The following is a 26,750-nucleotide window of genomic DNA, read 5'->3' on the forward strand; positions in this document are numbered from 1 at the left end:
CCAAATGTAGTAATTCTATCTGTCTAGAACTTTGTTAGACAAGGCAGTGGGGACTCAAATCGCTAAAAAAGTTAGGGAGGTAATAAGGAAGTATTCGCAAATAATCTCTTAAATAATATGTACTTACAAAAAGATAAAAAGACCCCCAAGGTCTTTTTATCTTTAGTATTTTAGCTTTTCCTCAAGAAAACGAGTCCGCTTTTATTTATATTAATAACTTAAAGCTCGTACGATTCTCCATCATCAGGTACTAACACACTAGACGCAATACCTTTATTCGTCAAGAAATTTTTTAATTCTTCTCTAGATAATCCCCAATGGTTTACAGCTTCCATATGGACAGTAATAATTTTTGCGTTAGGAGCAGCCTTGTATACTTCATAAACATCATCTTTACCCATAACTAGAGAACCACCTTCAAAGAATTGGTTATCTCCAGCATTAACTACGATAATTTCAGGTTTATGTGTATCGATAACTTCTTGAACTGCATCATACCAAACCGTATCGCCGGCTACATATAACGTTTTTTCATTAGCGTGTTTGAAGGCTACACCGCATACTAGCCCTGCTAATTTTAAAATTTCACCTCTTCCATGCTCGCCTTTCGTTTTAATTAATTGAATTCCATCAAATACAGTATCTTCTTGTAAAACTTCTACATTTCGAAATCCAGCATTTCGAATTTCAATTGCATCTTCTTCATTTTGAGTAAATAATTTGATATCCTTTGGTAAAGCTTTTATTGCAGCTTCATCCCAATGATCATAATGAAGATGAGTAACGATGACAACATCAATACCTTCAATAATTGTGTCAATAGTAGTTGGCAATTCCACTAACGGATTATTTTGATCTTGTCTAGGTGCGTTTGGGAAAGGTGGATATGCTCCTTTTTTCGCTAACATTGGATCAATTAAAAACTTTTTCCCAGCATAGTTTACAACGATTGTTGCATTACGAATTTGTTGTATATTCATAGCGATTAGCTCCATTTCATTTAAAAAATTGTTTTAACAATGTCTATTCTAAACTATGACCTTATCAACGATATATAGATTAAATAAAGTCTTTTAGCGATTTTACTTTATTAATGAAAGGAGTTAAAAATAAATGTTAGATAACACGGACATGCGGATTTTGGACGAACTATCTAAAAACAGTCGAATAACAATGAAAGAATTAGGGGAAAAAGTTCATCTGACTGGTCCCGCCACTTCCGCGAGAGTGGAGAAGTTAGAGGATAGTGGGGTGATTGAAGGATATACCGTAAAAGTGAACGTAGCCAAACTAGGATTTGTTATACATGCTTTTATTACAATCATTACAGAAAGTATCTTTCATCAATCTTATCTATCATTCGTTAATACAAAAAAAGAATATGTTTTAAATAATTATAAAATAAGCGGGGACGGTTGCTATATTCTCGAATGTAAATTCCGATCAAACGAAGAAATGAATCATTTTTTAGAAGAACTCAACCAACACGCAAACTACAAATTAGCAATAGTAATAAATAAATAGTGTGGTGATATTATGAGAGTCATAGGAATTGATTTATCAGGTCCTAGTAACCATAAGGATACAGTGCTTACAGTATTTGAATTACAAAAAGGGCAATTGAAATTTGTTAAGTGTAGAAGCGATATGAGTGATGAAGAAATCTTAAAAGAGGTTGTAGTACAATCTCAATTAGATGAAGTCGTAATTGGTATCGACGCTCCCTTGTCATATGAAGACGGTGGAGGGGATAGAGAATCAGATCGTGAGTTGCGAAAGTTTACTGTTGAAATCGGGATGAGGCCAGGATCTGTTATGCCTCCTACTTTAAACCGGATGGTATATTTAACATTAAGAGGAATCAAACTTAGTAGAGAAATTGCAACACAGAAATCGAAACACCCTATATCAATGGTGGAAGTGCATCCTGGTGCCATTATCGGTTCCAGAATGTCTCCAAACGAATTGCGTTATGTCCTAACGTATAAGCAAAACTTAGAAGTGAGAAGGGTATTATTAAATTGGCTTGAAGAACAACAGCTTATCGGAATACCAGCAACTGTTGCTGAACAAAGTCATTCGATTGATGCTTGTGCTGCCGCCTTAGGTGCCTGGCATTGGAAGGTAGGCACATGGAAATGGAAATCCCCAGCTAAACTGCCGTTACATCCTTATGATTATTGCTGTTAGTGGTAATTCCTTATACCAAACGGTAAAAACACTCATTCGTTAAGAAGAGTGTTTTTTTAGAGATTTTTTAAATAAATTCATTGCCATAGTTTTAGAAACTAGGTTAGAATAGAAGGAATATTTTAAATTTTGTATTATGAGTAACTTTTTAGATACTTTAAAAAGTTAAACTGACAAAGCTGGAGTGGTAAACATAAATGAGTGAAAAAACCGTAATCAATAAGAAAACTGTACAACTCGAAGATGTAATGATTGCTTATCAACAGATTAAAGATGTTGTTAGCCATACACCGTTACAAAAAAATGAACGACTATCTGAGAAATTTGGATGTAATATTTTTCTGAAAAGGGAAGACTTGCAGCATATTCGTTCTTTTAAGTTAAGAGGGGCGTACTATAAAGTGGCATCTTTAAGCCAGAAGGAGCTTGAGAATGGTGTCGTTTGTGCGAGTGCAGGTAACCATGCACAAGGGGTTGCCTTTGCATGTCATAAACTAAAAGTTCATGGAAAAATCTTTATGCCGACTACAACACCAAAGCAAAAAATTAACCAAGTAAAACTATTCGGTAAAGAGTACGTAGAAATTATTTTAACTGGTGATACTTTTGACGATTCTTATCAAGAAGCGAATCGTTGTGCAGAAGAAGAAAATCGCTCGTTCATCGATCCATTTGATGATGAAAAAGTCATTGCTGGTCAAGGTACGGTAGCGATAGAAATTATGAATGACTGTGATCAGAAAGTAGATTATGTTTTTGCTGGAATTGGTGGGGGCGGCTTAATGTCTGGTCTAAGCACCTATATTAAAAGTGTTTCACCTGATACAAAAATGATTGGTGTTGAGCCGGCTGGGGCTGCAAGTATGAAGGAATCCTTAAAAGAAAACAAGGTCATAACCCTCCATGATATTGATAACTTTGTAGACGGGTGTGCAGTAAAAACTCCAGGCAGTAAAACTTTTGAAATTTGTCGTGAGCTTGAAGACATCATTGTCGTTCCAGAAGGTAAAGTATGTACGAGTATTCTAGAGTTGTATAATGAACATGCCATTGTTGTAGAACCAGCAGGCGCTTTAACTGTAGCAGCATTAGATTTTTACAAGGATGAAATTAAAGGGAAAAATGTTGTCCTTGTCATTAGTGGGGGCAACAATGATATCGGAAGAATGCAGGAGATTAAAGAACGCTCCATGCTCTATGAGGGACTACTCTATTACTTTATCGTAAACTTCCCACAAAGAGCCGGTGCATTAAGAGAGTTTCTAATAGAAGTTTTAGATCCAACAGATGATATTACAAGATTCGAGTATACAAAAAAGAATAACAAAGAAAACGGACCAGCATTAGTAGGTATCGAGATTCAAAAGAGAGAAAACTATCAAGGATTAATCGACCGTATGAAGAAAAAAGGCTTTTCCTTCATGGAAGTCAACAAAGACCCCGACCTTTTTAATCTATTGATTTAAAGTGGACAGAGTTCTTCTTCCACATTACACCTTCCCAATTTATTTTATTTCATGGGAAGGTTTTTTGTACTCCGAGTCCCGTTTCGTCCATTTAAATCAAGCGAAATAATAATTTTACGAAATATTTAGTTTTTTAAGTCAATAAATTAGAAGGAATGATACTCATTTGTTAAAATAAACTATTATAGGTAAGTATTAGTTTAATAGTTAGTGATTAGGAGAGATATTTGTGAAAAAGAGAGTAGTCATTACAGGTGTCGGTGCGGTTACTCCAGTAGGAAATGATGCATTGATTACGTGGGAGAATATTAAAAATGGTGTTTCTGGAATCGCAGAGTCAACTACCATTGATAAAAATAGAGTGGATGTTTCCATTGTAGGAGAGGTAAAGGACTTTGAACCGGCCAACTATATGGATAAAAAAGAAGCGAAACGGATGGGACGGTTTAGTCAATTTGCTGTTGCTGCTAGTAAAATGGCAATGGAAGATGCGGGATTAAAAGTTGGTGAAAACGCAGTCGCAGAGAGAGTAGGAGTATGGATCGGCTCTGGAATTGGTGGTATTGGAACATTTGAAGAAGAGTTCCAAAAATTCCTCAATAAAGGTCAGCGGAGGGTGAGTCCGTTTACTATTCCGATGCTCATTCCAGATATGGCGGCAGGTCGAGTATCGATTGAACTCGGTGCAAAAGGAATAAATAATTGCTCTGTAACTGCTTGCGCTTCTGGAGCAAATTCAATTGGTGATGCGTTTCGTTCAGTTCAGCTCGGGGTAGCAGACGTGATTGTTGCTGGAGGAACAGAAGCAGCTATAACAGAAATGACGATCGCTGGATTTTCTAACATGACAGCCTTGTCAAAAAATCCAGACCCTAAGAAGGCGAGCCGTCCTTTTGATAAAAATCGTGATGGCTTTGTTCTTGGAGAAGGAAGTGGAATCCTCATATTAGAAGAGCTTGAACATGCACGCTCACGTGGTGCGAAAATTTATGCGGAAATTATCGGATATGGTGCTACAGGAGACGCTTACCATATTACAACACCAGCTCCAGATGCAGAAGGTGCAGCGCGGGGGATGCGCGAAGCAATTGAAGAAGCTGGAATATCTCATCAACAGATTGATTACATAAATGCACATGGAACTTCCACACCATACAATGATCTATATGAAACAAATGCAATTAAAACTGTATTTAAAGAGCATGCTTACAATCTGTCTGTAAGTTCAACTAAATCAATGACTGGCCACTTATTAGGTGGCGCTGGAGCCTTAGAAGCGGTCATCTCCATATTAGCGATGAGAGATGGAGTGATGCCACCAACTATTAATTACGAAACGCCTGACGAAAAATTAGATTTGGATTATGTACCAAATGTAGCCCGTCAAAAGAATCTACAAGTAGTAATGTCCAACTCCTTAGGCTTTGGTGGACATAATGCTACATTAATCTTCAAAAAAATATAAAGCACGAACGGAGGGGGATGTCCTTTGTTCACTTGGTAAGAGGAGCAGCTTCCTTTCCGATTCATTTTTCCCATATCTTTCTCACGGGCTAACCCGTGTACTAATTAAAATACAGCCTTTCATCTCCTTCCTAATACATTTAGGTGGGAGTTGAATGGCTTTTTATTTCTTGGAGTGGAAAAAGGATAAGACGTGGTTTCCTTTGTTTGCCGAAGAGTATTGTTAGGTACGTGTTACCTTTACGATAAAAGGACATTCTTTAACAAATTATCGCCAATATCATACAGCTTACCCTTTTGTTGCTCTCCTTTTTTCTGTAAACTAATGATAGTTTCTCAAGTAACCGAGTTAGGATGTTGAAAATGAAAATACTTATTGTAGAAGATGATAAAACAATTGCTTCTGGTTTGGAATATTCCTTACAGGATGCAGACTATCAAACAATCATTTGCCATGATGTGGAATCAGCTAGCGACGTTATCGCAACACAGTTAGATCATATCGACTTATGTTTATTTGACCTATCATTACCGGATGGAACTGGATATGAATTGTGTGAAGCGGTAAAAAAACAACAGGATAAGCCAGTTATTTTCTTAACAGCGTTAGACAATGAAGTAAATGTCGTAATGGGACTGGATATGGGAGCAGATGATTACATAACAAAACCGTTTCGTATTCGGGAATTGTTATCTCGTATTAAATCGGTACTACGAAGGTATAACAAACAAGCCAATACTCCGCCAGCAACGACGATTAATATAGAGAACATTTCTATTAATACACAAGAAGGAAAAGTATATAAACAAGGGCAAGAAGTGTTGTTAACAGCACTAGAGTATCGGTTGCTTCTCATTTTTGCCAATCATATTGGACAAGTTTTGACAAGAAATCAGTTGTTAGAGCGTATTTGGGATGTAGCTGGGGATTTTGTGAATGACAATACTTTGACCGTTTACATTAAACGTTTAAGAGAGAAGTTAGAAGATAACCCACAAAGCCCAACGATTATTAAAACAGTACGTGGTCTCGGCTATAAGGTTGGTGGTTAAGGTGTTTCGGAATCCAGAAATTCAGCGTTTTATTTTACTTATAGCAGCAGTAACTGTTGTTGGGACCATTATTACTTCCATTTTTGAAGGTCTTGTAGCTAGCGCGTTCGTATTTGCTACGGCAATGTGCTTAATCGTATGTTTTCTATTTTTCACAAATTGGCGTTACAAGGAAATCGCCGAGCTTTCTAGTTATTTAAGAAGGATTAGTAATGGAGATTTTACGCTAGATGTCCGCGACAACTATGAAGGAGAGTTGAGCATTTTAAAAAATGATATCTACAAAGTGACGCTAATGTTATCGGAGCAAAGTGAATCTTTACGGAGAGACCAAATGAAGCTAACAGACGCCATCTCAGACATTTCTCATCAGTTAAAAACACCATTAACGTCGATGATGGTCATGACAGATTTACTTCAAAACCCAAATCTCCAAGAAGAAAAGCGAATCGAGTTTACCAATAATATTGAAAAGCAATTAGAGCGGATTGAATGGTTAGTATCCTCACTATTAAAGCTGTCCAAAATAGATGCGGGAACGGTAAACTTTAAAAAAGAAAAAGTTCAAGTATCTCAACTAGTTCAAAAAGCGTTACAACCAGTTCTCATTCCAATGGACATTAAGCAGTTATCATTAAACATTGATGGAGACGATTCTGTAACCTATACCGGTGATTTAAATTGGACAACAGAAGCACTCATTAACATTTTAAAGAACTGTGTCGAGCATACACCAGAACAAGGGACTATTACTATTTCTTATAAAGAAAATGCACTTTTTACAGAGATTACGATAAAAGATAGCGGCACCGGAATACCGAAAGAAGACCTACCTTACATATTTAAACGGTTCTTTAAAGGAAAACACGCGGGAGAAGATAGCGTTGGAATCGGCCTAGCAATGGCTAACAGCATTATTACGAGTCAACAGGGAGATATTGAAGTGAAAAGTGAATGGGGAGCCGGAACTGAGTTTCAAATTAAGTTTTACAAAAGAGTTATTTGAGCACAAAACGTTAAGTGACTAAATTGTCACGAAAAAAGTCACTTTATAGTCATTTTAGACAGATAAACTAAAATCATCAAAACAGTGGAGGGTTTATATATGAATATTTTACAAATTGAAAATCTGTCTAAAGTGTACGGAAAAGGAGATGCAGCAGTAACGGCGTTAGATAATGTATCATTCTCGGTCAAAAAGGGAGAATTTGTGGCGATTATCGGCCCATCAGGTTCTGGGAAATCTACATTGCTACATCTATTAGGTGGAGTAGACCGACCGACAAGCGGAAAAGTACTTGTTGATAATACAGATATCTATCAAATGGACGAAACACAACTAGCGATTTTTAGAAGAAGACAAATCGGGTTAATTTATCAGTTTTATAATTTAATTCCTGTTCTATCAGTAGAAGAAAATATGACATTACCACTTCTGCTAGATGAGCAAAAAGTAGACCAAAAACAATTTAAAGAAATTGCGAAAATACTAGGGTTAGAAGGTCGCTTAAGCCATTTACCTAATCAGCTTTCTGGTGGACAGCAACAGCGTGTGTCGATAGGAAGAGCGGTTATAAGCAATCCTGCAATTATGCTTGCGGATGAACCTACAGGTAACTTAGATAGCAAAAATAGTAAAGAAATAATCGAGCTACTAAAAATGTTCAATAAAACATTTAATCAAACACTAATCATTATTACACATGATGAAAGAATCGCCTTACAAGCAGACCGCGTAATCTCGATTGAAGACGGCAGAATCGCTAAAGACGAGGTGATTCGTCCATGAACATCGTCAATAAATTAACCGTAAGACATTTAAAAGAAAATAAACGAAGAACGCTAGTAACGATCATTGGGGTTATTATTTCTGTTGCGATGATCACTGCCGTTGCAACTTTAGGGGTTTCTTTTTTAGATTTATTAAAGCGACAATCTATCGCGGATGAAGGCCATTGGCACGTTGTGTATAAAGAAGTTCATACAGAACAAATTGAAGCGATAAAAAAGGATGAACATACAAAAGAACTCATACTATCAAGAGACTTAGGATATGCAGCTTTAAATGAGTCCCAAAATGAAAATAAACCTTATGTTTTTATTAAGCAATATAATGAACAAGGTTTTAAAAATTTCCCAATCGAATTAAAAGAAGGTAGACTACCAAAGTCTGAAAACGAAATTGTTATTTCTCATGAAATTAAAAGAAATGCGAAGGTAGATTATCAAATAGGTGATGAATTAACGTTTGATGTAGGTAATCGTTGGACGGAAGCGACTGTAGAGCCTTTAACCCAAACCGATTCATTACAAAGGGGAGAAACTGGAGTTATTGAAGAAATTCGTACCGAAATAGCTCAAACCTATACGGTAGTTGGAATAATAGAGCGGCCGACATGGGAGCCGACGTGGTCGCCGGGTTATACAATTATTAATTATATTGATGAAAAAAACTTAACAGAAAACGAAACGGTAAATGCGATTGTTGTTGTGAACAAGGTGAACCGTTCTATTTATAAAAATGCCGAAAAGTTAGCCGAAAAGCTCGACATCCCTTCTAAAAGTTTTAACAATGAATTGCTTCGCTACTACGGAGTTACGAATGTAGATACGTTACATGTCACATTATATTCACTATGTGGAATTATTATGGGGATTATTATTATCGGGTCGATATCCTTAATATATAATGCTTTTGCGATAAGTGTATCAGAACGTGCGAGACATTTAGGGATGCTTGCTAGTGTGGGAGCGACGAAGAAACAAAAAAGAAATTCCGTGTTCTTTGAAGGTATCATAATTGGGGGAATTAGTATCCCAATCGGAATTGTCTCAGGTATTGCTGGAATAGGCGTTACTTTCTATTTTATAAACACTTTCATAAATGAAGCGCTAAATACTACCGAAAGTTTATCTGTAGTTGTAACTCCGATGACGATATTTGTTGCTTGCTTCGTTTCTGCTTTGACAATCTTCTTATCTACTTATATACCAGCAAGAAAGGCATCGAAAGTATCAGCCATTGATGCAATCCGTCAAACGGAAGATGTGAAGCTTACAGGTAAAAAAGTAAAAACTTCTAAACTTGTTCGTAAGCTCTTTGGTATCGAAGCGGAAATCGGGTTGAAAAACTTGAAAAGAAACAAAAGACGATATCAAGCTACCGTATTTTCACTAGTCATCAGTATTGTCTTGTTTCTAACTGTAGCTTTTTTCACATCCAACTTACAAAAATCAGTAGAGCTTTCCCAAGACAATATTAATTTTGATATTCAAATTTCTGGAAGTAATACTACTGTGGAAGAGGATTTGCGACCACTAATGAATGTAGATTTTGTAACGGAGTCAACTCTTCTTGAAGAAGTTCAACTACATGCGTGGATAGAGGAAAACCAAATAGCCGAAGAATTAAAGCAAGTTGTGAAAGAAGACCCGAGTGTTCTTGAAGATGGAAAATACCCATACTATGTGGAAGTAATCGGATTAGATGAAGAAAGTTATGAAGCGTATGCGAAAGAGGTTGGGGTTAATATAGATAGCATTCATGAAGATGGAGTTTTACCAGCGATTGTCATTGACCAAGTGTCATACAAAGATTATGACCTTAATAAAGTAATTGAAACAAAGACGATCCATACAACACGAGGAGAAAGTATTGACCTATTTAACCTTAACTACGAAACTGGTGAACGAAGCTATGTAAACTCTGTTACTATTGCTGCTCTAACTGACAAAATTCCGATGGGTGTACACACAGCACATCCAGGAGGGTTAAATATTATTGTATCGGCTAGTACATTAGGACAGTTATTGAGCGATGGTTTCGAAGGTGAGTCTTATAAATATTTATATTTAAGTAGTTCTAATCCAATGGCCACTCAAGAAGCTATTGAAGAAGTGAAGTCTCCTAACCTTTACGTCTATAACATATTTAAAAATAGACAACAAAGTGAACAAGTGATTTTATTAATGTCTGTATTCACATATGGATTTATCGTCTTAATATCGGCCATTTCTGTCGCGAATATTTTTAATACGATTTCAACTAGCATTTCGCTTAGAAAGCGTGAGTTTGCAATGCTTAAATCGGTCGGAATGACACCTAGTGGCTTTAATAGAATGATGAACTATGAAAGTATTTTTTATGGACTGAAAGCCTTACTTTATGGATTACCAATAAGTATTGTCGTGATGATCCTTATGTATTTATCTTTTAATAACACATTTGAATATGGATTTAGCCTGCCTTGGCTGGAAATCATTTTCGTTATCATTGCGATATTTGTAATCGTTGGTTCTTCCATGTTGTATTCTATTAAAAAAGTGAAGAAGCAAAATATAATAGAAGGATTAAAGCAAGAGAATATATAACAAGATGGCGCCCTCCTGATTTAATAGGTGGGCGTTTTTTCATGTTGTCTATGTAAGGTGTGTTTTAAAAGTAACATAACCCCATCACATTTGCTCAAAGAAGAATCTTCCATTAAACTGGCACTATATAAAGAAGATGAGGAGTACAAAGATGGAGAAGATTTTAATTGTAGAAGACGATATAAAAATTGCAGATTATTTAAAGTCATATATTGAGAAATACGGCTATGAGGTAACGATTGCCACTGATTTTGAAAAAATAATGGATACCTTTCGTAGTGTTCAACCAAAGCTCCTATTATTAGATATTAATCTCCCAAGCTATGACGGATATTATTGGTGTAGGCAAGTCCGAAAAGAGTCGATTTGTCCTGTTATATTTATTTCTGCTCGAACTGGGGAGATGGATCAAGTAATGGCGTTAGAAAATGGAGGGGATGATTTTATAACAAAACCATTTCACCCGGACATTGTGATGGCGAAAATTCGGAGTCAACTCCGTCGTGCATATGGAGAGTATGCTACTAAATTTGAAGAAAGAATGCTCATTCAAGATGGGCTAACTTTATACCCAGAACGACTGGAACTTCATTTCAATAGTAACATGACACAACTTACGAAAAAAGAAACGGACATACTCGAGAACTTACTAGATCGTTATCCAAGAGTTGCAGGGCGTCAAGACTTGTTAGAGAAACTTTGGGATGATCAAGCATATGTCGATGAGAACACACTTAATGTGAACATTACGAGAGTTCGTAAAAAGTTACAGGAAGTTGGAATAGAAAATGCAGTAGAAACGGTTAGAGGAGCGGGCTATCGTCTTCGCATTACTTGGAAAGAGGAAGACGAATGAGGCTTTTTTTTCGTGAACATATGTTATTTATTCTCATTTACTTTAGTCAATGCGTAGTGATAGCAACTCTATTTTGGTTAGATGGCTACAGAGGTACAGGCGTCATCCTGTATGCTGTTTTTCTTTCGCTCGTCCTATTAACCTTCTTTCTACTATACCGGTACTTAAGTAGAAAGAATTTTTACAAGAGGCTAGAAACTCCTTTAAATACATTAGACGAGTCGTTTGAAACGACAGAGCGGACACCAATTTCTGAAGCACTCGACTCCTTACTCATTTCGCAATATCGTTTATATAAAGACGAACTTCAAAAAGCGGAAGATAGACAGGACGAGCATTTGTTATTCATGGACCGTTGGGTTCATCAAATGAAAACCCCACTTTCTGTTGTGGAACTAACCGCACAGGGCTTAGATGAGCCAGAGTCCTCAAACATACGGGAAGAAACAGAACGAATGAGAAACGGACTAAATACAGTTTTATACATGGCTCGTCTTCGTACAATCCAAGAAGATTTTCTCATTAAACCTGTTACGCTTACGAAGCTAATACATGAAGTGAATCAGGAGAACAAACGGTTATACATTCGTAACGAAGTGTTCCCTAAATTACAAGAAGAAAAACAAGCTATTAACGTTGAGACGGATGAAAAATGGCTTTTCTTCTTATTAACACAATTGATACATAATGCCGTGAAATATTCTGCAGGAAAATCAAATAATATCATCCTTTCTGTTTATGAAAGGTCAGGAGAAGCAGTCTTAGAAGTTAAAGATTTTGGGATAGGAATTCCGGTTGTAGACCAAAAACGAGTATTTCAAAAATTTTATACAGGAGAAAACGGACGTAAATATCGAGAGTCGACAGGAATGGGGCTTTATTTAGTTAAAGAAGTCGCTCGGAAGCTAGATCATCGTATCGAATTGGAATCAGAGCCTAACGTTGGAACTACCGTTCGAATTATCTTTTCTGAAACACAAAACATTACATCGATGTAAGAAAAGTGAAAGCATAATCGATAGTTAACATGTAAGGTATTCGGCTATACTTTTCCTAGAAACGTTTGGAGAGGAGATAAGATTATGCTTAAAGTAACAAATGTAAGTAAAGTATATGACGGGAAAGTAGCTTACCGTGCCCTTACAGATATTAATTTAGAAATAGAAAAAGGTGAGTTCGTTGCGATTATGGGTCCTTCGGGCAGTGGAAAAACAACACTATTAAACATCATTTCGACGAATGATGAACCAACTAGTGGATCTGTTGAAATTGAAGGTGAAAATCCTCATAAACTGAAGAAAAACGCACTTGCAAAGTTTCGACGAAATGAACTAGGGTTTATCTTTCAAGATTTTAATCTGTTACACACGTTAACAGTGGAGGAAAATATTGTTCTACCATTAACTTTAGAGGGTACAAAAGTAAAAGAGATGAAGGCCAAGGCAGCAGAGATTGCAGATACACTTGGGATTTCTTCACTTATGAATAAGCGCACGTACGAAATATCAGGTGGTCAGGCACAACGTGTTGCGATTGCAAGAGCGATGATTCATAAGCCTAAGCTGCTACTAGCCGATGAACCGACAGGAAACCTTGATTCGAAAGCATCCAAAGATGTAATGAAAATGCTCGTATCTATTAATGAAAAAGAAAAAACTAGTCTTTTAATGGTAACGCACGACCCACTAGCAGCTAGCTATTCGGACCGAGTAGTATTTATTCGAGACGGAAAACTTCATTCCGAAATTTACCGTGGAGATAATAGACAAGCATTTTTCCAAAAAATAATTGACATGCTTTCACTGATGGGAGGGGATGGAAATGACCTTTCGTCAATTCGCGTTTAATAATGTGTTACGCAATAAGCGACTGTATATTGCGTATTTCCTAAGTAGTATGTTTACAGTAATGGTCTTTTTCACGTTTGCCATCTTTTCGTTTCACCCTACATTTTCAGAAGGAGCTATAAATGAAAATGCACTATTTGGAATGACGGTTGCTGGTGGAATTATTTATGTATTTTCATTCTTTTTTATTCTTTACTCGATGAGTTCTTTTTTGCAATCGAGGAAAAAAGAGTTTGGTTTGTTAATCATGCTTGGAGCATCTGACAAGCAAATTCGATTAATGGTATTTTTAGAAAACATATTAATAGGTTTTGCAGCAACTATCGGTGGAATTGGGATGGGTTTGCTATTTGCGAAGGCGATTCTACTAATTGCCGAGAATGTTTTAATTATTGAAGAATCCCTTCACTTTTATATCCCAACACTCGCGATAGTAGTGACATTTATTAGCTTTTTCATTTTATTCTTCTTTATATCCATTTTTGTTTCGTTTATATTACGTACGAAAAAATTGGTAGACCTTCTAAAAGGAGATAAACAATCCAAGGGAGAACCGAAAGCTTCTATTCTTCTGTCTATTTTGGCAGCACTACTACTTATTGGAGGGTACAGTACAGCACTTTACGTTGAAGGTATAGCAGTTATGTTTGCAATGGTTCCTGTTATTATTGTCGTTACGCTTGGAACGTATCTATTTTTCACACAATTAAGTGTGTTTGTTATACGTTTATTAAAACGAAATAAATCTGTATTTTGGCGAAAAACAAATATGCTATTATTCTCAGACCTTTCCTTTCGAATGAAGGATAATGCTAGAACATTTTTTATGGTGGCGATTATTTCTACCGTAGCTTTTAGTGCAATTGGAACATTATATGGCTTTCAATCTTATTTAACGAAAGGAATAAAAGATGTTAATCCATACACGTTCTCCTATAGTCCGTTCGGAGGAGCAAATAATGAAGAGGTCGAACGTGATATTGAGGTCATGAACCGTATTATTAAAGAAGAAAAGATAGAAACAAAAATGGAAACTCTTCTTTTACAAAAATTCCAAGTGGGAGAAATGGAAGTGTTGGTGGCGAAAGCTTCTGACTATAATCGTTTTGCCGCATTAATCAATCGGGAGAAGCTTCATCCAAAGGAAAATGAGGCGTTTGTTGTTGAACAGAGCGATGCCATTGTAATGGATGGGCCAAAAGCGAGTGAGCGGTTATTGGGAACGAATATTTCACTAATTAATGGACAAGAAATTAGTCCTAGCCGCGTAGTCGAATCTGCGGTGTTAACAGAAATTAACGGTTATTATGTCGTGCATGATAACGTTTATGACCAGCTTGGAACACCGGTTTATACGGATTGGAGTGCAGTTTGGGTTGCGCAAAATGCAAATACGGATCAACTAATTGAAACAGGAAGAAAGTTAGAAGAGGAATTACAGTATAAAGCTTTTTCCGTAGATTATACGTTGTTTGATATTAACAAAGCTTTTGGACCAATTTTATTTATCGGCTTGTTTATCGGAATTGTCTTTTTCGTTTCTGCAGGCAGTTTCTTATATTTCCGCCTGTTTTCTGATTTTGATGAAGAAAAGCGCAAATTCCGTGCTATTTCTAAAATTGGGCTAACCGAATCAGAGCTGAAAAAAGTAGTAAACCGCCAAATTGCGCTATTATTTTTCTCGCCGATTGTCGTTGCCCTAATACATGGAGCAGTCGCACTTACAGCGCTATCTAACCTTTTTAATTACAATTTAACAGTAGAAGCCTCCCTAGTACTAGGTAGCTTCGCCATCATTCAAATAGCCTACTTCCTAATAGTTAGATACTTCTATATAAAACAAATCAAAAACGCCTTAAGGTGAAACGCGTGGACAGAGGGACAGGTCCCTCGTCCACACATTTTTTTCCAAATTATACTTATTTCACTTCTTAAGAAAACAACATTACTACTCCAACAATTCCGATGATAATTCCAAAAAAGATGTTCATCGTAATTGCAATCGAACTTGGTTCTGCGTCTTTTAGCTTCCAACCTATCTCTAGGTACCATGCAGCTTTTGGAGCAAAGGTTAAAAACGCACCCACTCCAATTACGAATAGGCCCATCAGAACATTACCGGACCTTGACTCAATTTTTTCCAGTCGAGGTGTACCATATGTAGTTTCATAATGCTGAACAGCTTCTTCCATCCTACTCATTTCCGTGACAGTAGCATCGTCGTTCCCAACAAATCTACCGGAACAAGTAGTAACGTCTCCCGCACCATGGCACTCATAAATATAGGTAGTTCCATCCGTTGTAACAGTATAACTATATCCATTTTCATAGGCAGTGGCGTTTACTGTATACTCTTGCCCTCCTATTTTGACCACGTGGATATTATCTTCAGCCGCCACAACGCTTGGTAGTAAGAGCAGAAGTAAGAATAAAAACAGTTTATTAATTTTCATGACGATTATCCCCCTACAGGATAATACGGATACAAGTTGTGAATGTTTCAATGAGATGGAAGATGTGCTCTGAATCATTTTCCTGTAGGTTGTATTTTCCCACACATTTATCGATGTTGGTCAACTAGAATTTGATTCCCGTCTGGGTCTTCAATAGTAAAGTATGCTGGCCCTTCACTGGATTCATCCGCTTCACGCTGTATCGATATCCCATTTTCCTTAAGGTGCTTTTGAAGTTCCCGAATGTCGGTAAAAGAATCAATATTTTGGGCGTTTTGATCCCAACCAGGGTTAAAAGTAAGGATATTCTTATCAAACATACCTTGGAATAGCCCGATAACACAGTTTTCATTCTTTAAAATAAGCCAATTTTGACTAATATCCCCACCTAGCGTTTGAAACCCTAATTTTTCGTAAAATAGTTTTGATGCGTTAATATCTTTCACGTTTAAACTGACCGAAAATGCTCCTAATTTCATCATACTACCACCTTTTCCGTGGACGCGGGGACATCCCTTGTCCAAACATTTTTTTTCAACTGAGAGAGGGAGTGCAATCCTTCCAGCACTGTTATTGAAAGGAGTATGTACCACACTTAAAAGTATACTCTACACTTACTACAATAATGTTAGTAAATACAATAAAACACTAACCACCCCTTTATAAGAATTTTCTGTTATTAATCCCTATACAGATTAGATTATACCATTGTGTTAGGTAGGTGTGGTTATAAATTTGTCTGAGTGGACGAGGGAGCACTGACCACTCGGTTGACAGATTAGTAGAAATTGTTTAATATCTCAATATCATTAACGCTACATAAAAGCATAAAAGCATAAAAGCGTAAAAGCTTTAAAGTGTTAAAGTATTTTACTTTTAGAATAGGTATTGGGGGGATAATAATGAAAAAAAATGTAACCTTCGGGAAATCACTAATTCCTTTATTAGGTTTAATCGCTGCTGCGGCCTGTTCTATTTTTATTTGGAAGGCAGGGATGAACTTTCCATTAATTGTTGGGGTGATATTAGCTTCCATCATCGCTATTAGCTTTGGATGGAGATGGAATAATGTACAACAAATGATGGTCAATGGAGTATCAAGAGCTTTGCCTGCAGTATTTATTTTATTAGCAATCGGGATGATTATTGGATCTTGGATAGCGAGTGGAGTTATTCCAACGATGATTTATTATGGAATGATGATTATTGATCCGTCTTGGTTTGTTCCACTCGTCGCTCTCGTAACGGGTATCGTTGCGATTACGTTAGGAACTTCCTTTACATCGATTGCAACGGTTGGGCTTGCATTCATGGCAATTGGAGAAGGATTAGGATTTTCACCGGCACTAGTAGCAGGTGCTGTTATTTCAGGAGCTTATTTCGGAGATAAGCTGTCCCCATTATCAGACACTACGAATGTTGCGGCAGCTATGGTTGATACGGATTTATTTAGTCATATTAAACATATGCTTTGGGATACGATTCCTGCGTTTTTGTTATCTCTATTATTATTTTGGTTGTTTGGTAGTTTTGAAGTAGCAGGTTCACAAATGGATTCAAGTACTGTTGAAGCCATGATGCAAGGATTAGGCGCAGCGTTTGTTATTCATCCGTTGCTGTTATTACTTCCGGTTTTAACGATTCTACTAATGTTAAAACGCGTACCAGCATTACCTGCCTTAATGGGTGTTAGTTTATTAGGAGCTGTGTTAGCAGTTGTTGTACAGGGTACTTCCGTAAGTTCTATCGTTCAATTTATGACGAGTGGCTTTTCTATTGAAACGGGAGTTGGTGCAGTAGATTCATTGTTAAATCGTGGTGGACTTACTTCGATGCTCGGAACGGTTGGCATTTTGATCATTGCAACGGCACTTGGTGGTATTTTAGAAGAAACTGGTTCGTTTGAAGTATTAACGAAAAAAATGATGGAAAAAGTGAAAACTACTGGAACGCTTATTGGTTCTACTCTATTAACAACGTTGGCTGTCGGACTAGCGAGCGGCGCACAGTTTTTAGCCATTATATTACCTGCAAGAACGTTTGTTCAAAAATATAAAGATATGAAAATCGATACGAAAAATTTATCAAGAGCGGTTGAGTCAATGGGGACGGTTGGAATCAATCTTATACCATGGAGTGTACCGGCTGTCTTTGCTTCTAGTATTTTTGGTATCAGTGCATGGGAGTTTATACCGTACGCATTCTTTATCTATCTTGTACCATTAATCAATCTCCTTTTCGGTTTCACGGGTTGGACGATAACACGAAAAGATTACAGCCATGAAATAAAATCGACACCTGCAAAAGAGGAGGCTTTATAGTGAGTGAAGTTATTTTAAGTGTAACGGGTACTGCTCAAGATGGCGGACTACCTCATCCAAATTGTTTTTGTGAAAATTGTAAAAGAGCAATAGCAGACCATAAATGGAAGAGAACCGCATCATCATTGGCTATTGTTCTACCAGAGGAACAGAAATGGCATTTAATTGAGGCAACACCAGATTTAAGGGAACAAATGGGACGATTGCAAATGAAATATGGAATGGAATCGAAGTTGATGAGTAGTATTTTTCTAACACATGCTCATATCGGTCATTACCCTGGATTAATGTTTTTAGGAAAAGAAGCGATAAATGCTAACAAGTTACCAGTCATGGCAGGAGCAAAAATGAAAAAATTGCTTGAAACGGATGCACCATGGAGCCAATTAACTGCCCTTGAAAACATCGTTGTCGAAGAAATTAATGATAAAGAAGCAGTTAATTTATCAAAGGACGTAACCGTTACACCAGTTCTTGTTCCACATCGCAATGAGTTTTCGGAAACTTTTTCCTATTGGATTCAAGGTCCGAATAAAAAAGTATTATTTATTCCAGATATCGATCGATGGGATGAATGGGATATGGATATTTCTGAAGCGGTGAAAGAGGCGGATATTTGTTTTCTCGATGGAACGTTTCACTCCCAGTACGATTTAGCAAAAATTAACCGCGACTTTGGGCAAATTCCTCACCCACCAATGACGGAAACGATGGATCGACTACAAGATTTAGTAGAGTCAACACAAGTTTATTTTATCCATCTGAACCATTCAAACCCTGTATTACGCGCAGATGGGGAATTACGAAAAGAAGTGGAAGCAAGAGGTTTTTATATCGCAGACGAAGAAATCGAATTCAAAATATAAAGTGTGGACGTGGGAAATCCCTCGTCCACACTTTTGGTTCCCAGGAAAAGCCCCTCTAACCTTGTCCTTTCGTCATTACATCGGAAGGGAAAGGGGCTTATCTCTAGTCCACATTCATCTGTTTACATTAACCAGTTTGTACAGCACCGGTATCACTCATAAACCTACCTAAAAATGTTTGTAGCCTCTCAGATTTAGGGTTTCCTAATACCTCTTGTGGTGCACCTTCTTCTTCTATTTGACCATCGTGTAAAAAAACAATACGGTCTGCAACGTCTCTGGCAAAGTCCATTTCATGGGTTACTAAGATCATTGCCATATCTGTTTCTTCTGCTAAATCTTTAATAACTTGTAGCACCTCTCCTACAAGTTCTGGGTCAAGAGCTGATGTTACTTCGTCAAACAGCATCACTTTTGGTCGCATCACTACAGCTCTAGCAATCGCTACTCGTTGTTGCTGACCACCAGATAGTTGAGCTGGATAGGCATTTAACTTATCTCCAAGACCAACTTTTTCTAACATATCTATCGCTCTTGCTTCCGCTTCTTCCTTTGATAATCCTTGGACACGAATAGGGGCTTCTGTTACATTTCTTAAAATCGTCATATGTGGAAATAAATTAAAATGCTGAAATACCATACCTATGTCGCTCCGCATTTTTCGCAAATGCTTTTCATCTGCTTCTATTAGCTTTCCGTCTACTTCCTTATGCCAAAGAGGCTCACCTTCCAATTCAATCACACCGGAAGTGGGCTGTTCTAACGTCATTAACATACGGATAATCGTTGTTTTTCCTGATCCACTTGGTCCTATCAACGCCACTTTTTCCCGATGCTTTATGGCTAAATCTAATTCTTTTAATACTTTTAAGTCACCAAAGCTTTTACTTACTTTACTATATCGAACGAGTGGTTGGTCACTCATATAATCACACCTTTCAATTTAGTTCGTTCTAACATGTACCTTTTTCATTTTCTTTTCTAATTTCTGTATCATGATAGAGGAGGAGTAACTTAATACTAAGAATAATAGACCAACAATGGTAAAAGGTTCTAAGTAACTGAAGGAAGCTGAACCTATATTTTTAGCTCTCGTTAAAAATTCTAAAACCCCAATAGCGCCCAATAACGGTGTTTCTTTAAATAACACTAGTAAGTAGTTTCCTAACATTGGAATAACTGGTGGTATGGATTGTGGTAATATAACGCGAAACCATGTTTGCGTTTTTGAGAAATTTAATGCTCTACTTGCCTCCCATTGACCTTTTGGGATTGATTCAATTCCGGATCGGTAAACTTCTGACACGTACGTACTGTAGTGAATGCCTAATGTTAAAATTCCAGCTACATATTTGTCCATTGTAATGCCTAATTGTGGTAATGCGAAATATACAAAAAATAATTGCACTAGCGGCGGAGTGGATCGCACGAACTCTATAAACCCGTATGTTACTAAAGCTAGAGGCTTAAATTTTGACCTTCTTCCAAATGTGAGTACTAATCCGAAAATCAATGCTACTGCATAGGCAGCGAACGTTATGCCAATTACTAGCCAAATAACATTAAATAATTCAGGAAAGATTTCTATCGCAAACTCCCAATCCCAACTCATTATTTAGCCACCCCTTTCGCTGCTCTGTTCTCTAATTTTCGTACTAAAATAATTAATGGTAATGCTATTAAGAAATAAATAACTAGTAAACTTATAAAAACATGGAATGTATAACTTAAATTAGTATTACGTATAATTAATCCTTGAAACGTTAAATCTGCTAATGTTATTAAGGAAACTAACGATGTCCCTTTTAATAGTTCGATAGATATGTTACCGAAACCAGGTAACATAATTCTAATAGCTTGAGGTAGAATAACACGTGTCATTCTGTGCCAACGACTCATATTTAAAGCGATGGCAGCTTCTGTTTGTCCTTTTGGTATTGCTTGAATAGCACCTCTTACTACTTCTGAAGCATAAGCACCGTAGTTTAATCCTAATGTTATAACACCAGCTAAAAATGGAGAAAGAGTAATACCGAAAGCGGGAAGTGCGTAAAATATCCAAAACATTTGGACAAGTAACGATGTTCCTCTAAATATTTCTACATAAAAGGTAGTTACGCCCCTTACCAACTTAAATCGTGATATCTTGCCTAGTCCGGCTATAAACGCAACACTATATGTCACTAACGCGGAGGCAATTAATATTTGTATTGTTGTATTTGCCCCTTTTAGTAACTGCGGCAAAATTTCTATGTAAGGCTGGATAATGATCACTCCTTTATTGTCATTTAACCGTAAAAGTAAAGGTGGGGTGGAAGGAAGAAAAAACAGGCACCCTGACGAAGAGCGCCTGTTGTTCTACTAATAAGCTCTAATACATTTATTAGCTTCCACAAAGTTCAGCTGCTGTCATGTCACCAGGTAGATCGTCTTCTGTGAAACCAAACTCACTGATAATTTCTAGTAGTTCACCAGAATCTTTTAATTCTTGTAAAGCTTCATTGTACGCCTGAACAAATTCCTCATCCGCCAATCTAAATGCAGCTGCACCATATCCTCTTACACTTTCTCCATCAACAATAGGTTGCTCAAAGTCAGCTACACGTTCAACATTATCTGCATTTGCAGTTGCTAGCGCTGCTTCTAACGTAGGACTAGTCATCGTAATCGCGTCTACACGACCAGATTGTAAAGCTGCAACGTTAGATGGAATATCTGACACAATTTCTATTTGGCTTTGACTAACCCCAGCCGCATCTAGATATGACAATTCAATAGCGCCTTCCATTACAGCAATTTTTACATCAGGATTTGCTGCGATGTCTTCGTAACTATGTAGATTATATGGATTTCCCGATTGAACTGCCAATGCTTCCCCAATACTATATTCTGGTTCACCGAACTGCACACGCTCACATCTATCTGGTGTTATATACATCCCAGCAGTTACTACGTCAAATCTTTCTGCCTGTAAACCGTTTATTAATGAACCAAATTCCGTTAAAACTCCATCCATTTCTTCTATTCCTAACTTTTGGAATACGGCGCGAGCAACTTCAACGGATTGACCTGTTAGTTCTCCATCAGCTGTTTGGTAGGCGTATGGATTTTCCCCCGCGAAGCCTATTGTTATTTTTCCTTCTTCCTTCGCACGTTCTAACGTGCTTAAATCTCCGCTTGATGTACTAGAACAAGCGGCTAGTACGATCGTAAATATTGTAATAGTAAATATCGTAATAAATTTCTTCAAGTAATGCTCCCCCCGAAAAGTTAGTACTCTATGATTGGCCAATCATGAAAGTCAGTAAGACATATACATATAAATCTTACATTTATTAGAATAAATGAATCAAACTCTGTATTCTCGCATTTTTCAGATAATTCTATCGTTTGTTCTCTTGTGGAAGATTTATCCTACACGTCCTTAAACATATTCCAACATCCTCTTTCATTCTCGCAAATACTCAAGGGGGAGAAAAAGCACATACATGAAACTACAATTTACATTTCTAAACGAAAATAAGGTGTATTCATTGGTTGGATTTCCAAAAAATGTGTGGACGAGGGACCTGTCCCTCTGTCCCAAATTCCGAGCATCTGAGAGTTATATTAAGAATTTACCTTGTCTAATCTTTCTAAAAAGGGATTGGTAGGTGTGAGCCGTAAATAAGCGGATTTTTCGTGTGTGATTGGTTTTGCAAACTTTGTTATAGTTATAGTATTCCTCAAAATATCCTGTGCAATAATCCAGAAGAAATACCTCTGCTGTATTTTATCTATCTAATTTTCCTAAATCTAAACAGATGGACAATGGTATTTTACGAGATTTAGTATGTAGTATGAACGCAAATTTTTAGGGTTAAGTTTGGTATTACTTCACAAAAAATATACTTTAGTCGTGTGAATTTTATTTTTTATGTTTCCAATCGAAGTAAAACCCTCTGCGAATTATCAAAGATGGGAGTTAAAATTTAATATGAAAAATGCATCAACTGTTTTTTATACATCAGTAGTAATATTGGCTATTTTTGTTTTTATGGGGATCGTCATGCCCTCAACGTTAGAACAAGCAACAAATAGTGCGCAAGGAGTAATAACGGACTCATTTGGGTGGTATTACCTTGTCTTAGTGACTTCGTTTGTTTTTGTGTGTTTTTATTTATTAGTAAGTCCAGTTGGCCGAATTAAGCTTGGGAAAGAGGACGATAAGCCTGAGTTTTCACGTCCAACTTGGCTTGCGATGTTATTTAGTGCAGGGATCGGGATTGGCCTAATTTTTTATGGTACATATGAACCAATTAGCCATTACATGATTAGTTCTCCAACAGGTCAAGAAGGTACAGATCAAGGAATCAAAGATGCGATGAGATTTACTTTCTTCCACTATGGAATTCATGCATGGGCAATTTACGGTTCAGTAGCGATGGCACTAGCTTATTTTACCTTTAGAAAAGGGGAACTAAGCTTAATTAGCCGAACGTTACGACCTTTAATTGGCAAACACGCGGATGGCTCTGTCGGGAAAGCCATTGATGTTATTGCAGTCGTCTCAACCGTAATGGGAGTAGCTGCTTCATTAGGATTCGGTGCAATGCAAATTAATGGAGGATTATCCTATTTATTTGGTGTACCAAGCTCAATGACAAGCCAAACGCTTATTATTCTCGTTGTCACTATCTTGTTTATGATTTCTGCCATGACGGGTTTAAGTAAAGGAATAAAAATATTAAGTAATATAAATATGAGGCTTACAGCTGTCCTTTTCTTAGCTGTTTTTATTTTTGGACCGACACTTTTTACACTGAACTTATTTACTGATACATTGGGTGCGTATATGCAAAATTTCATTAATATGAGTTTCCGTATAGCACCGCTGAACGAAGAAGCAAGAAGCTGGATCAATGGCTGGACAATCTTCTATTGGGCTTGGTGGATTGCATGGGCACCATTTGTCGGAGTGTTTATTGCCAGAGTTTCGAAAGGTCGTACGATACGAGAATTTGTGATAGGTGTACTACTCGTTCCTACCGTTATCGGTTTCCTTTGGTTTACAACATTCGGAAGTGCAGCCATTGTTACGGAAATGTCAGGGCTACTTTCTATTTCTTCATTAGCACCGGAAGAATCTCTTTTCGGCGTGTTAGAAGGGTTTCCATTGAGCATGGCATTATCCCTGTTATCGATTTTAATCATTGTTACGTTCTTTGTAACATCAGCTGACTCTGGTACATTCGTTTTAGGGATGATGACAACGAATGGATCGTTAAATCCAAGTAGAATTATAAAAGCTACTTGGGGAATCTTCCTGTCGATTACTGCAATAGCCCTCCTTTATTCTGGAGGTTTACAAGCTCTTCAAAACACTATGATTCTGGCAGCTCTACCATTTTCCATCATAATATTGTTAATGGTAGTCAGCTTACTCAAGTCTTTAAATAAAGAAGCAAAAGAACTTGGAATTGGTCAAATTATTAACATAGAGAAACCAGTTAAGAAAAGTAAAAAGAATGTTAAAAAAGCTGGGTAAACGAGTAATTTTATAGGCAACGTCTCAACTTCGGTTGGGGCGTTGTTTTGTTATATATAGCGGATTATAAACGAATTGGAGACGGCAAATTTAAGGATTTTCCAATAAATGTGTGGACGAGGGACCTGTCCCTCCGTCCCACAAAAAATGTCTTGACATGGTAGAATTGCCTGAATATAATGAAAACTGAGAGGTGATTCACATGTCAGAAATAAATACAAAAAAAGATAACGCAGCAAATGACAACCTAAATTTATCGAAGAAAGGAGCGGAAACAAGACGGAAAATATTAGATGCTGCTGAAAAGGTTTTCGGCAGGAAGGGCTATTTTGAAGCATCTATTGTGAATATTACACAAGAGGCAGAGGTTGGTCAGGGGACATTTTATAATTATTTTCAATCGAAAAAGGATGTTTATGATCAGCTTATTCAACACTATAACCGTAATTTAAGAAAAGCTATTAAAGAAAAAATGACTTCTGCTACAACACATGAAGAAGCGCAAAGAAATGGTTTTAAGGCGTTTTTTAATTGGGTTAAGGATCACCCTGAATTGTATAGCATTGTCCAGCAAGCTATTGTGGTAGATCAGGAACTTTATCGTTGGTACTACGCAAAATTAGCAGACGGTTTCCTTAAAAGTTTAACGGTTGGCGTTCAAGATGGGGAATTTAAAGATATTCATCTCGAAACAATTGCTTATTGTTTAATGTCAATTGGTCAGTTTCTAGGAATGCGCTGGGTATTTTGGGAAGGTCAAAATGTACCAGATGAAGTGTTTGATTCAGCAATGACATTAATCTTTGATGGAATTAAAAAAAGTTAAGGAGGGGATGGCATGAAAGGGATTGCTTACTGGATTAGCAAGCGGGCCCACATAAATCCAGACCGAATCGCTGTCATTACAGACCAAGAACAACTTACATACGAAAAACTAGAACAACACATTAAAAATACAGCAGCATACTTGGTCAATGAAATGAAGGTGAGAAAAGGAGATAGAGTGGCAATTCTTTCACAAAATCGACTGGAGTATATCGTACTTTTATTTGCCATAGCGAGACTTCAATGTGTTGCCGTACCACTAAATATACGTTTAAGTGTTACAGAACTTCTTTACCAACTAACAGATAGTGGCACTACTGTTTTAGTTGTGGATAAAGATTACTATGAATTGGGGCATTCAATTGAAAAGGAAATAGGTTTACAACTTGTAAATATAAATAGATTTCGAGATTACGAGAATTTCTCAGATTCTACTTTTACTCCGGAAATCGATGACGAGGCCCCATTTATTATATGTTATACGTCCGGCACTACAGGAAAACCAAAAGGAGCGGTTTTGACTCAAAGCAACATGCATTGGAATGCGCTCAATAATATATTGGCCATTGATTTATCGTCTCAAGACCGTTCCATCGTGTTGCTGCCACTTTTCCATATTGGTGGACTTGGGTTGTTTGCATTCCCAACACTTTTTACAGGTGGAGCTATAATTATTCCAGGGAAATTTGAGCCTACTAAAGTCATTACGATGATAGAAACGTTTGAAGCTACCGTTGTAATGGGAGTCCCTACGATCCACCAAGCATTACTCGACTGTCCATCCTTTCAAAAAGAAAAAATGAAATCAGTGCGCTGGTTTTATAGTGGTGGAGCACCTTGTCCAGTGGAGCTTATCGAAGAATATTATGATAAAGGCTTCTTGTTTGGTCAAGGGTTTGGCCTTACAGAAACATCTCCAACCGTTTTTATGCTTAGTCGCGAAGATGCACCACGAAAAAAAGGTTCGATAGGGAAACCAGTTGTCTTTTCTGATTACAGGCTTATTGATGCACAGGGGAATGATGTTAAACAAGGTGACGTTGGAAATTTAATAGTACGTGGACCAAATGTAATGAAAGGTTATTGGAACAGGCCAGAAGCAACAAGTGAAGCAATCATAAATGGGTGGTTTCATACAGGGGATTTGGCTCGAGTTGATGAAGAAGGCTTCGTCTACATTGTAGGTAGAAAAAAGGAAATGATTATTTCAGGCGGCGAGAATGTGTATCCGCTTGAAGTAGAGCAGGTTATAAAACAACTTCCTGAAATTAAAGAAGTCGCTGTAGTGGGAAGTATCGACCCAAAGTGGGGAGAAATTCCAATTGCTTTTATAGCTAAAAAAGAAGGCGCTTTCATTACGGAGGAACAAATCCAACAACATTGTTTAACGAATCTAGCTAAATATAAAGTTCCGAAACAAATCATATTTTTGGAGGAACTGCCGAAAAATGCAACGGGAAAAATTCAAAAGAACCGTTTAACTATAAAGGAAAAGCAGGTGAAACAATAGA

At 37.1% G+C, this 26,750-nt stretch carries 23 protein-coding genes and 2 pseudogenes; 18 read left to right on the forward strand and 7 right to left on the reverse strand.

Features of this window, described 5'->3' with window-relative positions; all coding sequences use genetic code 11:
• Positions 1 to 218: 218 nt before the first annotated feature.
• Positions 219 to 980: an MBL fold metallo-hydrolase gene (locus O1A01_RS08505; protein WP_066410761.1), complete on the reverse strand. Its 762-nt coding sequence runs from the start codon at positions 978 to 980 to the stop codon at positions 219 to 221.
• Between the two features lie 133 nt (positions 981 to 1,113).
• Here O1A01_RS08505 and O1A01_RS08510 point away from each other — a divergent pair, with 133 nt between their 5' ends.
• From O1A01_RS08510 to O1A01_RS08565, 13 genes and pseudogenes are all read left to right on the forward strand, one after another.
• Positions 1,114 to 1,524: an Lrp/AsnC family transcriptional regulator gene (locus O1A01_RS08510; protein WP_066410759.1), complete on the forward strand. Its 411-nt coding sequence runs from the start codon at positions 1,114 to 1,116 to the stop codon at positions 1,522 to 1,524.
• Positions 1,525 to 1,536: 12 nt separating this feature from the next.
• Complete coding sequence (locus tag O1A01_RS08515; RefSeq protein ID WP_270066039.1) at positions 1,537 to 2,190, forward strand: DUF429 domain-containing protein; 654 nt, start codon at positions 1,537 to 1,539, stop codon at positions 2,188 to 2,190.
• Between the two features lie 197 nt (positions 2,191 to 2,387).
• Positions 2,388 to 3,656, forward strand: coding sequence for a threonine ammonia-lyase IlvA (gene ilvA / locus O1A01_RS08520; RefSeq protein ID WP_066410756.1), 1,269 nt, complete (start codon positions 2,388 to 2,390; stop codon positions 3,654 to 3,656).
• A gap of 229 nt (positions 3,657 to 3,885) precedes the next feature.
• Positions 3,886 to 5,121 (forward strand): beta-ketoacyl-ACP synthase II, encoded by a 1,236-nt coding sequence (fabF, locus tag O1A01_RS08525; protein WP_270066040.1) that lies wholly within the window; start codon positions 3,886 to 3,888, stop codon positions 5,119 to 5,121.
• A 362-nt stretch (positions 5,122 to 5,483) separates the two neighbouring features.
• Positions 5,484 to 6,173 carry a response regulator transcription factor gene (locus O1A01_RS08530; RefSeq protein WP_066410750.1) on the forward strand — a complete coding sequence of 230 codons (690 nt, stop codon included), beginning with the start codon at positions 5,484 to 5,486 and terminating at the stop codon, positions 6,171 to 6,173.
• 403 nt (positions 6,174 to 6,576) lie between these two features.
• A pseudogene (locus tag O1A01_RS25435) lies at positions 6,577 to 6,651 on the forward strand (hypothetical protein); the annotation flags it as partial.
• A gap of 258 nt (positions 6,652 to 6,909) precedes the next feature.
• Positions 6,910 to 7,179 (forward strand): annotated as a pseudogene (locus tag O1A01_RS25440) (sensor histidine kinase); the annotation flags it as partial.
• Between the two features lie 99 nt (positions 7,180 to 7,278).
• Positions 7,279 to 7,962: an ABC transporter ATP-binding protein gene (locus tag O1A01_RS08540; protein ID WP_066410746.1), complete on the forward strand. Its 684-nt coding sequence runs from the start codon at positions 7,279 to 7,281 to the stop codon at positions 7,960 to 7,962.
• Complete coding sequence (locus O1A01_RS08545; protein WP_270066041.1) at positions 7,959 to 10,544, forward strand: ABC transporter permease; 2,586 nt, start codon at positions 7,959 to 7,961, stop codon at positions 10,542 to 10,544. Before O1A01_RS08540 ends, O1A01_RS08545 begins: the two co-directional genes overlap by 4 nt.
• Before the next feature lie 151 nt (positions 10,545 to 10,695).
• The gene (locus O1A01_RS08550) at positions 10,696 to 11,400 is read left to right on the forward strand and encodes a response regulator transcription factor (RefSeq protein WP_066410740.1); all 705 of its coding nucleotides are present in this window, start codon (positions 10,696 to 10,698) and stop codon (positions 11,398 to 11,400) included.
• Positions 11,397 to 12,398: a sensor histidine kinase gene (locus tag O1A01_RS08555; RefSeq protein ID WP_066410738.1), complete on the forward strand. Its 1,002-nt coding sequence runs from the start codon at positions 11,397 to 11,399 to the stop codon at positions 12,396 to 12,398. The genes O1A01_RS08550 and O1A01_RS08555 overlap by 4 nt, the downstream gene beginning before the upstream one ends.
• An 84-nt stretch (positions 12,399 to 12,482) precedes the next feature.
• Entirely contained in the window at positions 12,483 to 13,247 is a 765-nt protein-coding gene (locus O1A01_RS08560; protein WP_270066042.1) for an ABC transporter ATP-binding protein, read from the forward strand.
• Positions 13,222 to 15,111: an FtsX-like permease family protein gene (locus O1A01_RS08565; RefSeq protein ID WP_066410735.1), complete on the forward strand. Its 1,890-nt coding sequence runs from the start codon at positions 13,222 to 13,224 to the stop codon at positions 15,109 to 15,111. The genes O1A01_RS08560 and O1A01_RS08565 overlap by 26 nt, the downstream gene beginning before the upstream one ends.
• 67 nt (positions 15,112 to 15,178) lie before the next feature.
• Here O1A01_RS08565 and O1A01_RS08570 read toward each other — a convergent pair whose 3' ends face one another.
• A complete protein-coding gene (locus O1A01_RS08570; protein WP_066410734.1) occupies positions 15,179 to 15,700 on the reverse strand; it encodes a DUF6199 family natural product biosynthesis protein in 522 nt (173 codons plus the stop codon).
• Between the two features lie 107 nt (positions 15,701 to 15,807).
• A complete protein-coding gene (locus O1A01_RS08575) occupies positions 15,808 to 16,179 on the reverse strand; it encodes a VOC family protein (RefSeq protein ID WP_066410732.1) in 372 nt (123 codons plus the stop codon).
• 423 nt (positions 16,180 to 16,602) lie between these two features.
• On the opposite strand from O1A01_RS08575, the gene nhaC reads away from it, so the two are divergent.
• Positions 16,603 to 18,021 carry a Na+/H+ antiporter NhaC gene (nhaC, locus tag O1A01_RS08580; protein ID WP_270066043.1) on the forward strand — a complete coding sequence of 473 codons (1,419 nt, stop codon included), beginning with the start codon at positions 16,603 to 16,605 and terminating at the stop codon, positions 18,019 to 18,021.
• Positions 18,021 to 18,887: an MBL fold metallo-hydrolase gene (locus O1A01_RS08585; protein WP_270066044.1), complete on the forward strand. Its 867-nt coding sequence runs from the start codon at positions 18,021 to 18,023 to the stop codon at positions 18,885 to 18,887. Before nhaC ends, O1A01_RS08585 begins: the two co-directional genes overlap by 1 nt.
• 127 nt (positions 18,888 to 19,014) lie before the next feature.
• Here O1A01_RS08585 and ehuA read toward each other — a convergent pair whose 3' ends face one another.
• From ehuA to ehuB, 4 genes are all read right to left on the reverse strand, one after another.
• Positions 19,015 to 19,812: an ectoine/hydroxyectoine ABC transporter ATP-binding protein EhuA gene (gene ehuA, locus O1A01_RS08590; RefSeq protein ID WP_084380059.1), complete on the reverse strand. Its 798-nt coding sequence runs from the start codon at positions 19,810 to 19,812 to the stop codon at positions 19,015 to 19,017.
• Between the two features lie 18 nt (positions 19,813 to 19,830).
• Positions 19,831 to 20,499, reverse strand: a complete 669-nt coding sequence (gene ehuD / locus O1A01_RS08595) for an ectoine/hydroxyectoine ABC transporter permease subunit EhuD (protein ID WP_066410727.1) — start codon at positions 20,497 to 20,499, stop codon at positions 19,831 to 19,833.
• The gene (gene ehuC, locus O1A01_RS08600; RefSeq protein ID WP_066410864.1) at positions 20,499 to 21,155 is read right to left on the reverse strand and encodes an ectoine/hydroxyectoine ABC transporter permease subunit EhuC; all 657 of its coding nucleotides are present in this window, start codon (positions 21,153 to 21,155) and stop codon (positions 20,499 to 20,501) included. The genes ehuD and ehuC overlap by 1 nt, the downstream gene beginning before the upstream one ends.
• A 115-nt stretch (positions 21,156 to 21,270) precedes the next feature.
• Positions 21,271 to 22,137 (reverse strand): ectoine/hydroxyectoine ABC transporter substrate-binding protein EhuB, encoded by an 867-nt coding sequence (gene ehuB, locus O1A01_RS08605; protein ID WP_066410726.1) that lies wholly within the window; start codon positions 22,135 to 22,137, stop codon positions 21,271 to 21,273.
• A gap of 726 nt (positions 22,138 to 22,863) precedes the next feature.
• Between ehuB and O1A01_RS08610 the strand changes: the two genes are divergently transcribed.
• From O1A01_RS08610 to O1A01_RS08620, 3 genes are all read left to right on the forward strand, one after another.
• A complete protein-coding gene (locus O1A01_RS08610; RefSeq protein ID WP_066410724.1) occupies positions 22,864 to 24,414 on the forward strand; it encodes a glycine betaine uptake BCCT transporter in 1,551 nt (516 codons plus the stop codon).
• A gap of 202 nt (positions 24,415 to 24,616) precedes the next feature.
• Complete coding sequence (locus O1A01_RS08615) at positions 24,617 to 25,240, forward strand: TetR/AcrR family transcriptional regulator (protein WP_066410722.1); 624 nt, start codon at positions 24,617 to 24,619, stop codon at positions 25,238 to 25,240.
• A gap of 12 nt (positions 25,241 to 25,252) precedes the next feature.
• Positions 25,253 to 26,749 (forward strand): o-succinylbenzoate--CoA ligase, encoded by a 1,497-nt coding sequence (locus tag O1A01_RS08620; RefSeq protein WP_270066045.1) that lies wholly within the window; start codon positions 25,253 to 25,255, stop codon positions 26,747 to 26,749.
• The last annotated feature ends 1 nt before the right edge of the window (position 26,750 follow it).

The organism is Sutcliffiella sp. NC1 (assembly GCF_027594365.1).
Classification (GTDB): domain Bacteria; phylum Bacillota; class Bacilli; order Bacillales; family Bacillaceae_I; genus Sutcliffiella; species Sutcliffiella cohnii.

Coding starts and splice junctions, on each gene's coding strand:
- O1A01_RS08505 (WP_066410761.1), bottom strand. CDS start 980: ATGAATATACAACAAATTCGTAATGCAACAATCGTTGTAAACTATGCT.
- O1A01_RS08510 (WP_066410759.1), top strand. CDS start 1,114: ATGTTAGATAACACGGACATGCGGATTTTGGACGAACTATCTAAAAAC.
- O1A01_RS08515 (WP_270066039.1), top strand. CDS start 1,537: ATGAGAGTCATAGGAATTGATTTATCAGGTCCTAGTAACCATAAGGAT.
- ilvA (WP_066410756.1), top strand. CDS start 2,388: ATGAGTGAAAAAACCGTAATCAATAAGAAAACTGTACAACTCGAAGAT.
- O1A01_RS08530 (WP_066410750.1), top strand. CDS start 5,484: ATGAAAATACTTATTGTAGAAGATGATAAAACAATTGCTTCTGGTTTG.
- O1A01_RS08540 (WP_066410746.1), top strand. CDS start 7,279: ATGAATATTTTACAAATTGAAAATCTGTCTAAAGTGTACGGAAAAGGA.
- O1A01_RS08545 (WP_270066041.1), top strand. CDS start 7,959: ATGAACATCGTCAATAAATTAACCGTAAGACATTTAAAAGAAAATAAA.
- O1A01_RS08550 (WP_066410740.1), top strand. CDS start 10,696: ATGGAGAAGATTTTAATTGTAGAAGACGATATAAAAATTGCAGATTAT.
- O1A01_RS08555 (WP_066410738.1), top strand. CDS start 11,397: ATGAGGCTTTTTTTTCGTGAACATATGTTATTTATTCTCATTTACTTT.
- O1A01_RS08560 (WP_270066042.1), top strand. CDS start 12,483: ATGCTTAAAGTAACAAATGTAAGTAAAGTATATGACGGGAAAGTAGCT.
- O1A01_RS08565 (WP_066410735.1), top strand. CDS start 13,222: ATGACCTTTCGTCAATTCGCGTTTAATAATGTGTTACGCAATAAGCGA.
- O1A01_RS08570 (WP_066410734.1), bottom strand. CDS start 15,700: ATGAAAATTAATAAACTGTTTTTATTCTTACTTCTGCTCTTACTACCA.
- O1A01_RS08575 (WP_066410732.1), bottom strand. CDS start 16,179: ATGAAATTAGGAGCATTTTCGGTCAGTTTAAACGTGAAAGATATTAAC.
- nhaC (WP_270066043.1), top strand. CDS start 16,603: ATGAAAAAAAATGTAACCTTCGGGAAATCACTAATTCCTTTATTAGGT.
- ehuA (WP_084380059.1), bottom strand. CDS start 19,812: ATGAGTGACCAACCACTCGTTCGATATAGTAAAGTAAGTAAAAGCTTT.
- ehuD (WP_066410727.1), bottom strand. CDS start 20,499: ATGAGTTGGGATTGGGAGTTTGCGATAGAAATCTTTCCTGAATTATTT.
- O1A01_RS08610 (WP_066410724.1), top strand. CDS start 22,864: ATGAAAAATGCATCAACTGTTTTTTATACATCAGTAGTAATATTGGCT.
- O1A01_RS08615 (WP_066410722.1), top strand. CDS start 24,617: ATGTCAGAAATAAATACAAAAAAAGATAACGCAGCAAATGACAACCTA.
- O1A01_RS08620 (WP_270066045.1), top strand. CDS start 25,253: ATGAAAGGGATTGCTTACTGGATTAGCAAGCGGGCCCACATAAATCCA.